The following is a 13917-nucleotide window of genomic DNA, read 5'->3' on the forward strand; positions in this document are numbered from 1 at the left end:
CAGGAGCAATTCGAATCCTTAATTGACGCCGTATCGTTCCCGATAGGCCAGCACCGACTGGTAGTGCGCTTGCAAAGATAACGTTTCAGGAGCGCTTATAGCCGACGTGCCGCCCTGCCTGGAGAGATACTGCAGCAAGTCGGTCAGGCGCGCAATCGCACAAACCTGCAACCCCAACTGATTCGTAACATATTGCACAGCACTGTGGTTCACATCCACACCGTTTTCGGTGGCCTTCTCCTGCCGGTCCAGCGCCAGCGCCACAGCGTGGGGAATGGCCCCGGCTGCCCGGATGATGGCAATGGATTCGCGGGCGGCGGTGCCTGCGGACATCACGTCGTCAATGATCAGCACACGGCCTTTGACGGGTGCGCCGACCAGCGTGCCGCCTTCGCCATGGTCCTTGGCCTCCTTGCGGTTGTAGGCAAACGGAAAATTGCGCCCCAGCCGCGCCAGCTCGACGGCCACCGCGGCAGCCAGCGGAATGCCCTTGTAGGCGGGCCCGAAAATCATGTCGAATTCAAGACCGCTGCGCTCTTCTTCGGCCAGCAGGTGGCGCGCATAGAATTGCGCCAGCCGGCCCAGCTTGGCCCCGTCGTCAAACAGGCCGGCATTGAAAAAATAGGGGCTCATGCGCCCGGCCTTGGTCTTGAATTGCCCGAAGCGCAGCACGCCTGATTCGACGGCAAACTGCACGAATTCCTGTGCCAGCGCACCGTCCGCAGAATGCGCTTCGTCCTTGTTGTCCAGTTTCCCTGCCGTGCTCATTTGAAAGTCCCATGTTTAAATTAACCAGCCTCAACCTCAACGGTATCCGCTCCGCAGCCAGCAAGGGGTTGCTGGACTGGGTTGCACAATCCATGCCGGATTGTATTTGTGTGCAGGAGCTCAAGGCCCAGGCCGCCGACATGAGCGGCCGGTTCGAGGAAATCGCCGGCATGAAAGGCCATTTTCATTTCGCCGAGAAAAAAGGCTACTCCGGGGTCGGCGTGTACACGAGGCACGAACCCAGCGACGTCATCGTGGGCTACGGCTCCGCCGAATTCGATGCCGAAGGACGTTATGTGGAACTGCGCTTTGACAGACCCGGGCGCAAGCAAAGCCCCAAGCTGTCCATCATCAGCTGCTATTTCCCGAGCGGCTCTTCGGGCGAGGAACGCCAGGCCGCCAAGTTCCGCTTCCTGGCCGAGTTTTATCCGCGCCTGCTGGCCCTGAAGGAAACGCGCGACTTCGTGCTGTGCGGCGACATCAATATCGCGCACCAGGAAATCGACCTGAAAAACTTCAAGGGTAATAAGAAGAACAGCGGCTTCCTGCCCGAAGAACGCGCCTGGATGACCGAGCTGCTGCGCGATGCCGAGCTGGCCAACGAAGCCGCACAGGAGCTGACACAGCGCACAGGCCCCTCGGTCAAGGGCGGCGGTATGGTCGATGTCTACCGAAAGCTGCAGCCCACAGCCACGGACGCGGCCTACACCTGGTGGAGCAACCGCGGCCAGGCCTATGCCAAGAACGTAGGATGGCGGCTGGACTATCACCTCGCCACCCCGGCGTTTGCCGCGCTGGCCCGCAGCGAACATATCTACAAGGAACAGCGGTTTTCCGACCACGCACCCATGAGCGTGGACTATGAGTTTGGACTTTGACCCCCGCCCAGGCTCACTGCGTGTAGCCTGTCCCCCCCTTCCAGGGGGCGGCGCCTGCGGTCTGGCAAAGCCAGTCCCGCGGCCCCTGCTGGTGAATACCCCGCTGGTTAGTCCCTGAATTTTCAACCCAGCCGGGGCCGCGGATCCGGCTTTGCCGGGCCGCAGGCACCGTCCCCTGCAAGGGGAAAAGGTCTACACGCAGTGAGCCCGATAGGGGTGTGCCAATCTTTCGGCTTTGCCAGACCGCAGGCGGGCGGCCCCCTCGGGGGGCAGGGAGCTACATAAAGTGAGCGACCGTGGGGGCTCTACTGCGCCGCCCAGATGCGCTGGATCTGGGTAGACAGCTCCATCGGGTCAAACGGCTTGGGGATCACCTCCATGGCGCCCAGGCCCTTATACACCGCGACCTCTGCAGCCTGCACCTTCGCGGTCATGAAAATCACCGGCGTGTCGGCCGTGGCCGGCAATGCCCGAAGACCTTTGAGCGTGCTGGGCCCGTCCATGCCGGGCATCATCACGTCCAGCAGCAGCAGGTCGGCGCCGGCGCCCGGTGCGGCATCCAGCGCCTCCTGGCCCGAAGCGCAGGCGATAACGGTGAAGCCGCCTACGGCTTCCAGCGCCATTTGCGCAACCATACGAATGTCGGGTTCGTCTTCGACATACAGGATACGGGTCAGTGGTTTGGTCATGATCAGATCAGGGGTTGGGATTGGGTGGGGCGGTAGTCGGCGGGAATCTGGAGCACACGCTGGATTGTATTGAGCAGTTCGGTATTGGAAGTATGGGCCTTGACCAGCACCGCATCGGCCTGCTTGCCATCTGCCGGGTTTACGTCGCCGGCCGAGAACACGATCACCGGCGGGCGCGGATCCAGGGCGTCGATATCCTCGAACAGGTCCCAGCCCGAATGGCTGCCGAGCGACAGGTCCAGCAGGATCAGGTCGAATGAATGCTGGCGCAGGAGGGCGCGAGCCTCGTCCAGCGTGGTGGCAAATTCGAAGGTCGCAAAGTCCTGCGCAATGGCTGCCGTGATTTGCTGGATATCCTGGTCGTCTTCGACATGCAGAACGCGCGGTTTGCCTTCATCCACACTGACAACGGCCCGGCGCAGGCTGTGAATGAGGAGCCGCTCGTCAATCGGCTTTTTCAGCCAGTCCGACACCGTGTGCGGCTTGCGGTTGAACTGCAACTGCCCTTGCTCGGCCATGGCCGAGATCACCACAACAGGCAGGTGGCGGGTTCGTTCGTCCTCCCGCAGCTGGCCGATAAAAGCCACGCCGTTCTGCCCCGGCAGTTTCAGGTCTACCGTCACGGCGTCGTAGCTGTTAACTGCCAGGCAAGCCAGCGCTTGCTCCGCGCTGTGTGTCATGTCGGAGTCGAACCCGGCCTTGCTCAGCATCATGCTGATCAGCCTGGCCACATCGGGATCGCCTTCGCAGATCAGGATGCGGGGCCGGGTTGAAACAGCCGGCTGTATCCGCACGGGTTGCAGCAGTGGCACCGGGTTGGTCCATTCCGGCACTTCAAAAAAGAAGGTGGTTCCCACGCCTTCCGCGCTGCTGAAGCCGATCGTGCCGTCCATCTTCTCCACCAGCGCGCGGGAAATATTCAGGCCGAGGCCGGTTCCGCCTTTTTGCCGGGTGTCGGAAGAATCTGCCTGCGAGAATTTCTGGAAAATGCGGCCGTGGAACTCCTCGGGAATGCCGGGGCCGACATCAACCACCTCGACGCGAACGCGCTGCGCCGACCGTGACAGCCTGACCTCCACCGGGCTGCCCGGCGGCGAAAACTTGACCGCGTTGGACAGAAGATTGGTCAAAACCTGGGTCATGCGATCGGCGTCGATCCGCACCTGCAGGGCGACGTCAGGCGCCCGCAACACGAGGTCTACCCGGTGCTGGCTGGCAAAGCCCTCGTTGGCGACCAGCGCCTGCTGCACCAGTTGCCGAAGGTCCACCACCTGCAGGTCCAGGCGCAATTTGCCGGACTCGATTTTTTCACTGTCCAGGATGTCGTTGATCAGCCGGATCAGGCGCTCGCAGTTGCTTTGGGCAATGCCCACCAGGTTCTTCACCGCCGCAGGCAGCTCACCGGCCACGCCGCCGGAAATCAGCCCCAGAGAGCCGCGTATGGACGTCAGCGGCGTGCGCAGCTCGTGGCTGACGGTGGACACGAATTCGGTCTTCATGCGGTCGATACGCCTGAGCTCGGTGATGTCCGTGCCCATTGAGAAGAACCCGATGACCTTGTCTTTGGCTGCGCCTTCGCCGTAGCGGGGGAAATACTGCATCGCGAAGTGCCTGCGCTCGCCTTGCGGCGTCACCTGGGTGCGTTCGTAGCGGACCGGCTTGCCGCTCAGCACTTCTTCCACTTTCTCCCGGACGGTTTCGTAAATCTCCGGACCCAGGACTTCAGCCAGGGGGTGCCCGTCGATCTGCTCGAAGCTCAGGCCGAAAGCAGCTTCGTAAGCGCGGTTGTGAAAGCGAAAGCGCTGCTCCGTATCGAGGTAGGCAATCAGGGCCGGCACCGTATCGGTGACCTGGCGCAGCTGGGACTCGCTCGCCCGCAAGGCCTTGCTGATGCGCTTGCTCTCGGTAATGTCATGCATCAACGCGGTGAAAAGGCGGCGGCCGCCGACCTGCACATCACTAAAAGACACACTGACCATGAACTCGCTGCCATCTTTGCGCATGGCGCGCACTTCCTGCCCGGATATCCGGAATGTTTCCGGCTGCTCGCGCATCATGGAGGTGAAATCCTTGTATTGCTGGCGAAACCGCGGCGGCACCAATTCCGACACGTCACGGCCGATCAGATCGCTTTTCTCATACCCAAAGAGCTGTAAAGCCGCCGCGTTGGCCTCCAGAACGATGTCGTCGGACGTGGTGGTGATCACCGTTTCGACCATCCCCTCGGTAATGCTGCGGCTCATCACTTCTGTGTCGCGCAATTGCTCCTCACCGCGTTTTCGCACGTGCTCATAGTGCTTGACCACATAGACCATCCAGGCCAGCATGCAGGCAAACAACAGGTTTCCCGCGATGATGAAGCCCTGAGCCCACTGGGCGCTATGCTCCGCCGCGGCCTGCGCGTCACGCCACTTGTGGACCTCGCGATTACGCGCGTTTTCCAGCAACCCGTCGGTGCGCAGCCTCAATTGCCGGCTGGCATCACTGCCAAGAACGGTCGCAGCGGCTTCGGGGCCGGACGCCTTGCGCGCCGCGATGGACTGGTTCGCGATCAGGGCGCGCTGGTTGATCAGTTCGTCAAACTCCACGGCCTCCTGCAGCACGTTGGCGCTGCGCATGCGTGCCCTGATCGCGCGCAACTCGACCCGAGCCCGCTGGAACTCCTCCAGCTCCTGGGGGCTGCCGCTCAGAAGATACTGCCGCAATGTGGACTCGGCCGTGCGGAGGCCGGAGTCCGCACGCTCGAGCATCACCAGCGTGTCTTCCGTGCGCACCCGGGATTGCGCCGTTTCAATCAGGCGGTCGATGCCGATGTACGAGGCCGCACCCACAACCATCATCAGCACGAGGCCTGCAGCCAATGCGATTTTGATCTTGACCAGAAAAGCGTTGGAGGAAACCATGGACATTTTGTGCGATCTGATCGTAGGCGTTCACGCAGTACCGGGAAAGCGCTGCTGCAGTGCCTTAACTGCCCGTCCGACTTCGGCCTGCACCTGCGGCGAAAGCGGCCGGCCGGCACCGACATGAGGTTCTATGGCCAGTTCCAGCGCCTGGGCCGCAAGACCGAGGTCGACCCATCCGAAGGTTGCCGCAGATCCGGCCAGGCTGTGCGCATGGCGTTCCAGGGTTGGCAGAGCCTGCGCCAGATCGTCGCCGTTGAGAATTTGTTGCCATAAGGCCGCCACCTGCTCAAGACGACGCGGCAACGAGCGGGTGTAATCGGCGCGCTGCTCCTCCAGAAATGCGAGCAGGGCCGGGTTGGGTTGCGTCATGGCATCCGGAAAGCTGGCGCCAGCCATGCGCTATTTGATGCGGTGCCGCGGGAGAAGCTGGTGACCAGCCCCGAAGTCGCCTTGGCATGCAAGCCGCGCGGGCACGCATGTTGCACTTGATGAAGAAGAAAGCACATGCGGCTTATCTTACGGCGCAGGTGCCAAAACGCAGCGTAGGACAAGTACGAGGTTTCGCCTTGGGGTGCACCGCTTGCGGCGGGATGTCAGAAGCGAATCATCTGTACCGACGGATAATTAATTCTTATAGACTGCTTTATCGCAAAAAACCCTGAATCTATGCGGTAACTAAATACATTAGTATTCAATCATTGGAGGCGCCGCGCGCATCAAGCCGATGGATCGGCAGCCCGCCCCAGCGCGGCGATCACATCAGACTGGGTAATAATTCCCACCAGCCGCCCCCCCTCCCCGATGATGGGAATGTGGTGGTGACCGGTGCTGCCGAACAGCGGCACCAGTTCCACCAGCCGACGGTGCATGCCCGCCACCCGCACATTGCGGGTCATGATCTGGCCGACGACTTCAGGTTTGTCGGAGTAAACGCTGCGCGTGGTGCGCACCAGCTGCCTCAACTTGGCGTCAAAGCCTTCGTACAAATCGAGTTCTGCCGCCCGCATGAAGTCGGCCTGCGTGATGATGCCCGCGATGCGGAAGCTACGGTCCACCACCGGCAAGGCCTTGATGCGGCGCTCCCTCAGCAGGGCCCAGGCCTCTTCCAGCGGCGTGCCGAATTCCACCGTGACGAGATCGCGCGACATGACGTCAGCGCAGCGGACTTCCGCCAGTTTGCGGTCGTACGCGCGCAGCCGGGTTTCGGCCAGCAAGGTCTTGAGGTCGTCGCGGCTGACGTCCAACACCTGGTTGTAGCGCGCCAGTACGGCGTCCAGATCCGCATCAAGCAACTGGTCTTCTACGGACGGCGCGGGGCCCGGCGGGGCCAATTGCGTGTGGGGATAGGCCCTGCGCGTGGCGTTGTTGTAGGCGACGCCGACCGCCACCAGCAGCACGGAGTTGAGCATCACGGGATAGAAGGCAAACAGCGGGTCGGAAACTCCGCCCAGCACCACCATCAAGGCAGTGGCGCCGCCCGGCGGATGCAGGCAGCGCAACGCCAGCATGAGCGCGATGGCCGTGGCCACGCCCACCGCGGCCGCAAGCGCCGGCGAGCCCAGCAGATGCATGCCATGCACGCCCGCAATGCCGGCAAGCGCCGACAGGGTATTACCGCCCACCACATTCCAGGGCTGCGCCATAGGACTGGCCGGCACGGCATACACCAGCACGGCGCTGGCGCCCAGCGGCGCCACCAGCCAGGGCAGGCCCGGCATCATCCGGTCAGCCAGGTGGCACAGCAGCCCTGTCACAAAAATGCCCAGCAGCGACCCGATGACAATGCGCAGCCGCTCGCGTGAGTTGATGCGGGTGCGTCCCGGCCGGAAGCCTCGCCACCACGCGCGCGTGAAGAATGCGGCGCGCTGCGTCAACCCAGTCACCAGGGCTCAGCCCGATCAGCCGCGGGCGCGTTGATAAAGACCCTGCACCTTGGGCACGTTGGCCTGCAGCTGCTGGATGCGTTCAGGACCGGAGGGGTGGGTGGACAGAAAGCTCGGGCCGCCGGCACCGCCACCAGCCTGCGCCATTTTTTCCCAGAGGCTGACGGATGCCTGCGGGTTATAGCCGCCGCGCGCAGCCAGCTCCAGTCCGACGAGGTCGGCGTCGGTTTCATCATCGCGGCTGTAACGCAGCGTCAGCAGCTGAGTGCCGATGTTTGCGGCCACATCGCCCAGCTGTCCCAGTCCAAAAAGTTGTGACAACGCGGACAGGCCCATGCTCGTGCCCTGGCTTTTGGCAATGCGGGAGCGCGCATGCTCGCGCAACGCATGGGCCATTTCGTGACCCATGATCATTCCAATTTCATCGTCGGTGAGCTTGAGCTGATCGATGATGCCCGTGTAGAACGCGATCTTGCCTCCGGGCATGCAGAAGGCGTTGATCTGCTTGCTGCCAAGCAGGTTGACCTCCCAGCGCCACTGGTTGGCGCGGTCGTTCCACTGCGCGGCCTGCGGCACCAACCGCGTGGCGATGCCGCGTATGCGCTGCAGCTGGGGGTTGCCCGGCGAGGCCAGCGCGCCCTTGGACTTCGCCTCCGCCAGCAGCTTGGCATATTCCTGCGTGGCGGCGTTTTCCAGTTCCTCGGCAGGGATCAGCTTGCGCAGCCCCGATGACGGTCCGACATCAACCTGCGCGAGCAGCGGGGTGGTGACGGCCGTCGCTGCGGCGCCGCCGGCAGCCAGCAGGAACGCCCGGCGGCCAGCCCAGGCAGAGTGTTTGGCCTCGCATAAAAAGCACATGGGTGAATAATAGTCACAAATCAAGATGCCCATGTCAGACAAAACCCCCTCCTCCGAACTGCCATCACCCGCCCCTGTCGCTGCGCACAGCGCGGCATCTACAGCCCCCACTGTGAAAGCCGCACCCAAACCCACCTGGCGCGATGTCTGGCACGTGTATGCCGAGGCCGCCACGCTGCGCATGCTGTTTCTGGGCTTTTCCGCCGGCCTGCCCTTGCTGCTGGTGTTTGGCACGCTGAGCTTCTGGCTGCGCGAAGCAGGCATAGACCGCACCACCATCGGCTACCTGAGCTGGGTCGGGCTGGCCTACGGCTTCAAGTGGGTGTGGGCGCCGCTGGTGGACCGCATGCCGATTCCGCTGCTCACGCGCATGCTTGGGCGCCGGCGCAGCTGGCTGCTGTTGTCGCAACTGGTCATCGTGGCGGCGCTTGTCGGTATGGCGCTGACGGACCCCAAGCTGGCATTGCAACCCGTCGTGTGGTGCGCACTGGCCGTGGCATTCGGGTCGGCCACACAAGACATCGCGCTGGACGCCTACCGCATCGAGTCGGCCGATATCCAGCGCCAGGCCGCACTGGCTGCCGCCTACCAGACGGGTTACCGCATCGCGATGATCTGGGCCGGCGCCGGGGCGCTGTGGATTGCAGCGCGTGCCGAAGTCGCAGGCGACGCCCTCACTTACCAGCACGGCGCATGGCAAGTGGCCTACCTGGTCATGGCGGCGTCCATGCTGCTGGGCATGGCGACGGTGCTGCTGTCGCCTGAACCAGCGCCGCGCCCGCAGGCGCCATCGCGCAACGCTGCAGAGTGGCTTAAAACCGCGCTGGTCGACCCGTTCGCCGATTTCCTGCGCCGCTACGGCAAGCAGGCGCTGCTGATCCTGGCCCTGATCGCGGTCTACCGCATCAGCGACGTTGTCATGGGCATCATGGCCAACCCGTTCTATGTCGACATGGGCTACACCAAAGACGAAGTAGCTGCAGTGACCAAAATTTACGGCGTGGTGATGACGCTGGCAGGCGCCTTCGTGGGTGGCGCGCTGGCCATGCGTTTCGGCGTGATGCGCGTGCTGATGCTGGGCGCCGTGCTGAGTGCTGCCAGCAACCTGCTGTTTGCCTGGCTGGGCACGCGCGGGCACGACGTCAACGCGTTGATCTTCGTGATTTCGGCAGACAACCTTTCCAGTGGTATCGCCTCGGCCGCCTTCATTGCCTACCTGTCGAGCCTCACCAACATCAATTACTCGGCCACCCAGTACGCGCTCTTCAGCTCGATGATGCTATTGCTGCCCAAGTTCCTTGCCGGTTATTCGGGCAAGTATGTGGACGCCTTTGGCTACAGCAACTTCTTCACCGCAACAGCCTTGCTGGGCCTGCCGGTGCTGGTTCTGGTGGGTTTTGCTTCACGACTTAAAACGCCGCAAGCCCAGAAGGAATAAGCGCAAGCAGCTATTAATTCAATAGCAATTCCGCACCATGGCGGACGTGCCGTGCACGGAGTATGCTGGAGGCTCGCTGCCCCGGTTTACCGTAACTTTACGGTGGCTTCAAGCGGGATTGTTGCGCCCGGCGCACCATGAATTTCATTGTGATTCCACCCCACGGGGAACACCTGCACACGAGGACCAGCCATGACCCAACAGCTTTTGATGATTGAAGACGATACCCGCCTGGCCAATATGGTGGGCGAATACCTTCGCCAGTCGGGCTACGGTTTTACCCACGCGGCCGACGGCGCGGCGGGCCTGGCAGCGCTGGAAGCTGCAACGCCCGATCTGGTCATCCTCGACCTGATGCTGCCCGACATGGACGGCCTGGAAGTGTGCCGGCGCATCAAGGGCCAGGGCAGCGAAAACGCCAACACCGCCGTGCTGATGCTGACGGCCAAAGGCGACCCGATGGACCGCATCGTCGGCCTGGAAATTGGCGCTGACGACTACCTGCCCAAACCTTTCGAGCCGCGCGAGTTGCTGGCGCGCATCCGGGCCGTGCTGCGCCGCGGCGGCGAAACGGGTGCGGCAGCCTCCAGCGGCGGCCACAAGGTCATGCGCTTCGGTTCGCTGGAGATTGACCGCGATGCACGCACCGTATCGGTGTCCGGCAACACCTGCGAGCTGACGTCTTACCAGTTCGACCTGCTGGTGGCGCTGGCCGAACGTGCAGGCCGCGTGCTGAGCCGCGACCAGATCATGGAAGCCGTACGCGGCCGCGAACTCGAGGCCTTTGACCGTTCCATCGACGTGCACATGGGCCGCATCCGCAGCGCCATCGAGGCCGACGCAAAAGACCCCAAGCGCATTCTGACGGTGCGCGGTGTCGGCTACGTTTTTGCCAAACAGCAGGACTAGATTCTTATGTGGGGACGTTTTACATCGCACCTCTATGTGCGAATCTGGCTGGCTGTTGTCGCTACAGTGCTGGTCCTCACTTTTCTGGTGGGCGCGGCGTGGCGCCTGAGCGCCGACCCGCCGCAGCTGCCGATACGCGAAGTGCTGGTGCACAACGACAAGGGCGAAGTCATCGGCACGGCGCAGACCAAGCCCGACCGCAAACCCGGTGACGGCCTGGAATTTGACGTGTTGACCAAAGACGGCCAGACGCTGAACCTGGTGTTGCCGCGGCCCAAACGCCCACCCGGCAATAACCCGTGGAATCGCCCTCCGTTTGGTTTTGGCTGGATGCTGGTCGTCGTCGGCCTGGCCGTGGCGCTGGGCGCCTACCCCGTGATGCGAAGGTTGACGCTGCGGCTGGAAGCCCTGCAGCGCGGCGTGGAGCGCTGGGGCGCCGGTGATTTGTCGGCCCGCGTCAATGCAGACGGCAAGGACGAGGTGGCCTTCCTGGCCAGGCGCTTCAACCACGCGGCCGAGCGTATCGAAACCCTGATGGAGTCGCACAAATCGCTGCTGGCCAACGCGTCGCACGAATTGCGCTCACCGCTGGCGCGTATCCGCATGGGGCTGGAACTCATGGGCACCGACGCCGCATCGCCGCAGCGCAAGGAAATTTCCCGCAGCATCTCCGAACTCGACCAACTGATCGATGAGATCCTGTTGGCCAGCCGCCTCGACGCCAAGCAGGCCGACGCGGAGCCTTTTGAAACCCTGGACCTCACCGGCCTGGCGGCGGAAGAATGCTCGCGCGTCAATGCGGAATTGAGCGCCGAGCTGGACCAGGATGCCAGCGGCCCTGGCGCCGGTCTGGGCATTGATGCCGATAGCCACAGCCTGACGGTGCAGGGTTCTCCACGCCTCTTGCGCCGGCTGATCCGTAATCTGCTGGAAAACGCGCGGCGCTATAGCACCGGCGAGATCAGCCTGGAGCTGGCACAGGCCCGGGCCGGGGCAAAACAGCGGGCCGTGATCAAGGTCCATGACCGCGGCCCAGGCGTGCCCGCCGAGCAGCGTGAGCGTATTTTTGAGCCTTTTTACCGCCTGCCCGGCGCCAGTGAACGCGAAGGCGGCGTGGGGCTCGGCCTGGCCCTGGTGAAGTCGATCAGCCAGCGCCATGGGGGCAGCGTTCGCTGCGAAGCCCGGCCCGGCGGCGGCGCGACTTTTGTTGTTGAATTGCCGGTTGTCCATCCATAAACGTGAAATAAATCACGAAAAATGGCCTCCAACAACACTAAACCGCGTGTCTCCTCTATTTGGAGAATGGTCAGACAGGGTGTAATCACCGACATTTCTTTCCGTTGCTGTCACAACAATGGGTAGGGGAACAGGGGAATTAAAAGGGACTAAAAAACCAAACGTCGGTGAAACATTTCAATGATTCCCAACGACATCTTCCTCACGGAAGAAGTTTGCAAAAGCCACCTCGCGGTGGCTTTTTTTTGCCTGAAGACATGGCGGAGCGCCCTTTGATACGCTCAGGGATTCAGCCACCCACAGGAACCCCATGAGCCTTGCCACCACACCCCCAACTCTCGCCGTCCCCCAGGGCTTCTTCCCGCTTGCCGAAGACCGGATGCCGCTGATGCCGCGGGAGGCCATGTCACCCGCGCAGCAGGCCGCTGCGGACGCACTGATCGCCGGCCCGCGCAAGGCCGTGTTTGGCCCCTTCATTCCCCTGCTGCGCAGCCCGCAGCTCATGGGCCGCATTGGCGACGTGGGGGCTTACCTGCGCTTTGAAAGCGCACTGGACGCGCGCATCCGCGAACTCATTACCTGCGTGGCGGCCCGCCATACCGCCAACCAGTTTGAATGGCTGATGCATGCGCCGCTGGCGGTGGCTGCGGGCGTGAGCCAGGCCACTGTGGACGCGATCGCCGAAGGCAGGCAGCCCCGTGAACCGGCCGCCGATGAGGCCGTCGCGCTGGACCTCACGTTCGAAGTGCTGCGCCAGCATGGCTGCTGCGACGCCACCTACGCCGCGGCAGTGGAAACTTTCGGCGAACAGGGTGTGGTCGAGCTGGTCAGCCTCGCCGGCTATTTTGTGATGGTGTGCTGGGTGATGAATGTGGCGCGTACGCCGACCCAGGGCAAACCGGGTTTTTCGCCGCTGGCGGCCTTCCCCGCCTGACCGGCCTAACTTTCCACCCGGGAAACCGGTGGCAGCGCCGCAAGCACCCGCTCGGCGCCCAAATCGTTCAGGCAGCGCGTATGGCCCAGCGGGCATTCGCGCTCGAAGCAGGGTGCGCAGTCCAGCGGCGGCTGGTAGGCTGCATCGGCTTTGAGCCACAGCACAGTGGCCTTGTCGCTTAATGGCGGCGTGTGCAGCGGACTGGATGAGCCGAAGATCGCCACTTGCGACACACCGAAGGCCGCAGCCACGTGCATCAGTCCCGAGTCATTGCTGACCGTGCTCTGGCTTGCGGCGATCAGGCACAACGCCTGTACCAGCGAGGTCTTGCCCGCGAAGTTCAGGCACTTGCCGGGCTGCGCTGCGTTCACCGGCGCGGCAATTTCTTCGCAGAGCGCCGCTTCCTTGCCGGAGCCCAGCAACATCACCGGCAAAGCCAGCCGCGCGGCGAGTTCTGAAAAGTGACGGGCGGGCCAGCGCTTGGCAGGGCCGTATTCGGCACCGGGCGCAAACACGTAATAGCCGCCACGTTGCAGGCCCAGTTCAGCCAGAACCTGCTCAATTTCAGCTGGCGCCATCTGCAGTTGCGGCCGGTCTTTGTCGAGGTCCGCCCCACCGCTCAACGCTGAATAAAACGCCACCATGGGGGGCTTGTTCTTGGGGTTTTTAAGCCGGTGCGTGAGCAGGCCCACGCGGGCTTCGCCAAAGTAGCCGATGCGCTCCGGAATGCTGGCCAGAAAAGGCAGCAACGCGCTTTTCAGCGAGTTGGGCAGCACATAGGCCTTGTCGAAGCGACCCTCGATGCGTTTGGCGATCGCACGACGCTCGCGGAATTGCAGGCCGCCGTGCGCGAAAGGGAACTCAATGACATCGGCCACCTGCGGCATCGCCCGGTAAACCGGCGCCACCCAGGGCAAGGCGCCTACCGTGAGGCGTTCCCCACGCGCATGCAGGCGGCGCATCAGCGGCTCCGTCATCACCGCATCCCCGATCCATTGTGGCGAAATTATTAGTGACTCAGGCATGTGGCCTTCCCTTCCAATGCCAGCGCGAAACCGGCTTTGCCGGGCCGCAGATGGCGCCCCCTTGAGGGGGAAGCGGCCGCAGGCCGATTCGGGGGTGGGTCAATGTCCAGCGCCGAAGTGCTCGCCGGCTTTCAGCGCGTAAACCGTGCCGCAATACGGGCACTTGGCCTGGCCGGTGCGGGCCACGTCCAGGTAGACCTTGGGGTGGCTGTTCCAGATTTTCATGTCGGCTTTGGGGCTGGGGCAGTAGACCCCGCCCTGGGCGTTCAGGTCGGAGGCCAGCAGTTCGACAGCGGATGAATGGAGAGTCGTCGTGGTCATAAAGTCCTTTTTAGTTAAAGACGCCGCCGCGCCGGGCCGCCCCAAGCAAGGCACGGCCCCCTCGGGGGGCAG

13 protein-coding genes are annotated in these 13917 nt (G+C 63.1%); 5 read left to right on the top strand and 8 right to left on the bottom strand.

All coding sequences use genetic code 11. The features are described from left to right. Positions 1–18: 18 nt before the first annotated feature. Positions 19–768: an orotate phosphoribosyltransferase gene (gene pyrE, locus AC1DWQ_RS14425; protein ID WP_477670258.1), complete on the bottom strand. Its 750-nt coding sequence runs from the start codon at positions 766–768 to the stop codon at positions 19–21. A gap of 11 nt (positions 769–779) precedes the next feature. Between pyrE and AC1DWQ_RS14430 the strand changes: the two genes are divergently transcribed. Next, positions 780–1646 carry an exodeoxyribonuclease III gene (locus AC1DWQ_RS14430; RefSeq protein WP_477670259.1) on the top strand — a complete coding sequence of 289 codons (867 nt, stop codon included), beginning with the start codon at positions 780–782 and terminating at the stop codon, positions 1644–1646. A gap of 305 nt (positions 1647–1951) precedes the next feature. Here AC1DWQ_RS14430 and AC1DWQ_RS14435 read toward each other — a convergent pair whose 3' ends face one another. The 5 genes from AC1DWQ_RS14435 to AC1DWQ_RS14455 all read right to left on the bottom strand — a co-directional run bounded on the left by AC1DWQ_RS14435 (position 1952) and on the right by AC1DWQ_RS14455 (position 7982). Continuing rightward, the gene (locus AC1DWQ_RS14435) at positions 1952–2335 is read right to left on the bottom strand and encodes a response regulator (protein ID WP_477647940.1); all 384 of its coding nucleotides are present in this window, start codon (positions 2333–2335) and stop codon (positions 1952–1954) included. 2 nt (positions 2336–2337) lie between these two features. Beyond that, positions 2338–5238 carry a PAS domain S-box protein gene (locus AC1DWQ_RS14440; RefSeq protein ID WP_477670260.1) on the bottom strand — a complete coding sequence of 967 codons (2901 nt, stop codon included), beginning with the start codon at positions 5236–5238 and terminating at the stop codon, positions 2338–2340. Between the two features lie 30 nt (positions 5239–5268). Then, positions 5269–5637, bottom strand: a complete 369-nt coding sequence (locus AC1DWQ_RS14445) for an Hpt domain-containing protein (protein WP_477670261.1) — start codon at positions 5635–5637, stop codon at positions 5269–5271. Between the two features lie 320 nt (positions 5638–5957). Further along, complete coding sequence (locus tag AC1DWQ_RS14450; protein ID WP_477670738.1) at positions 5958–7115, bottom strand: HPP family protein; 1158 nt, start codon at positions 7113–7115, stop codon at positions 5958–5960. A 24-nt stretch (positions 7116–7139) separates the two neighbouring features. Beyond that, positions 7140–7982, bottom strand: a complete 843-nt coding sequence (locus AC1DWQ_RS14455; RefSeq protein WP_477670262.1) for a M48 family metallopeptidase — start codon at positions 7980–7982, stop codon at positions 7140–7142. A gap of 31 nt (positions 7983–8013) precedes the next feature. Between AC1DWQ_RS14455 and AC1DWQ_RS14460 the strand changes: the two genes are divergently transcribed. The 4 genes from AC1DWQ_RS14460 to AC1DWQ_RS14475 all read left to right on the top strand — a co-directional run bounded on the left by AC1DWQ_RS14460 (position 8014) and on the right by AC1DWQ_RS14475 (position 12499). Continuing rightward, entirely contained in the window at positions 8014–9420 is a 1407-nt protein-coding gene (locus AC1DWQ_RS14460) for an AmpG family muropeptide MFS transporter (protein ID WP_477670263.1), read from the top strand. Between the two features lie 192 nt (positions 9421–9612). After that, positions 9613–10329 (top strand): response regulator, encoded by a 717-nt coding sequence (locus AC1DWQ_RS14465; protein WP_477670264.1) that lies wholly within the window; start codon positions 9613–9615, stop codon positions 10327–10329. Positions 10330–10335: 6 nt separating this feature from the next. Next, complete coding sequence (locus AC1DWQ_RS14470) at positions 10336–11565, top strand: ATP-binding protein (RefSeq protein ID WP_477670265.1); 1230 nt, start codon at positions 10336–10338, stop codon at positions 11563–11565. Between the two features lie 310 nt (positions 11566–11875). After that, positions 11876–12499, top strand: coding sequence for a carboxymuconolactone decarboxylase family protein (locus AC1DWQ_RS14475; protein ID WP_477670266.1), 624 nt, complete (start codon positions 11876–11878; stop codon positions 12497–12499). A 5-nt stretch (positions 12500–12504) separates the two neighbouring features. Here the strand turns inward: AC1DWQ_RS14475 and waaF are convergent, their stop codons facing one another. Together waaF and AC1DWQ_RS14485 are read right to left on the bottom strand one after the other, a co-directional pair. After that, positions 12505–13524 carry a lipopolysaccharide heptosyltransferase II gene (waaF, locus tag AC1DWQ_RS14480; RefSeq protein ID WP_477670267.1) on the bottom strand — a complete coding sequence of 340 codons (1020 nt, stop codon included), beginning with the start codon at positions 13522–13524 and terminating at the stop codon, positions 12505–12507. A 99-nt stretch (positions 13525–13623) separates the two neighbouring features. Further along, the gene (locus tag AC1DWQ_RS14485) at positions 13624–13845 is read right to left on the bottom strand and encodes a zinc-finger domain-containing protein (RefSeq protein ID WP_477670268.1); all 222 of its coding nucleotides are present in this window, start codon (positions 13843–13845) and stop codon (positions 13624–13626) included. Positions 13846–13917 lie beyond the last annotated feature (72 nt).

It is taken from the genome of Polaromonas sp. P2_G11 (genome assembly GCF_056403595.1).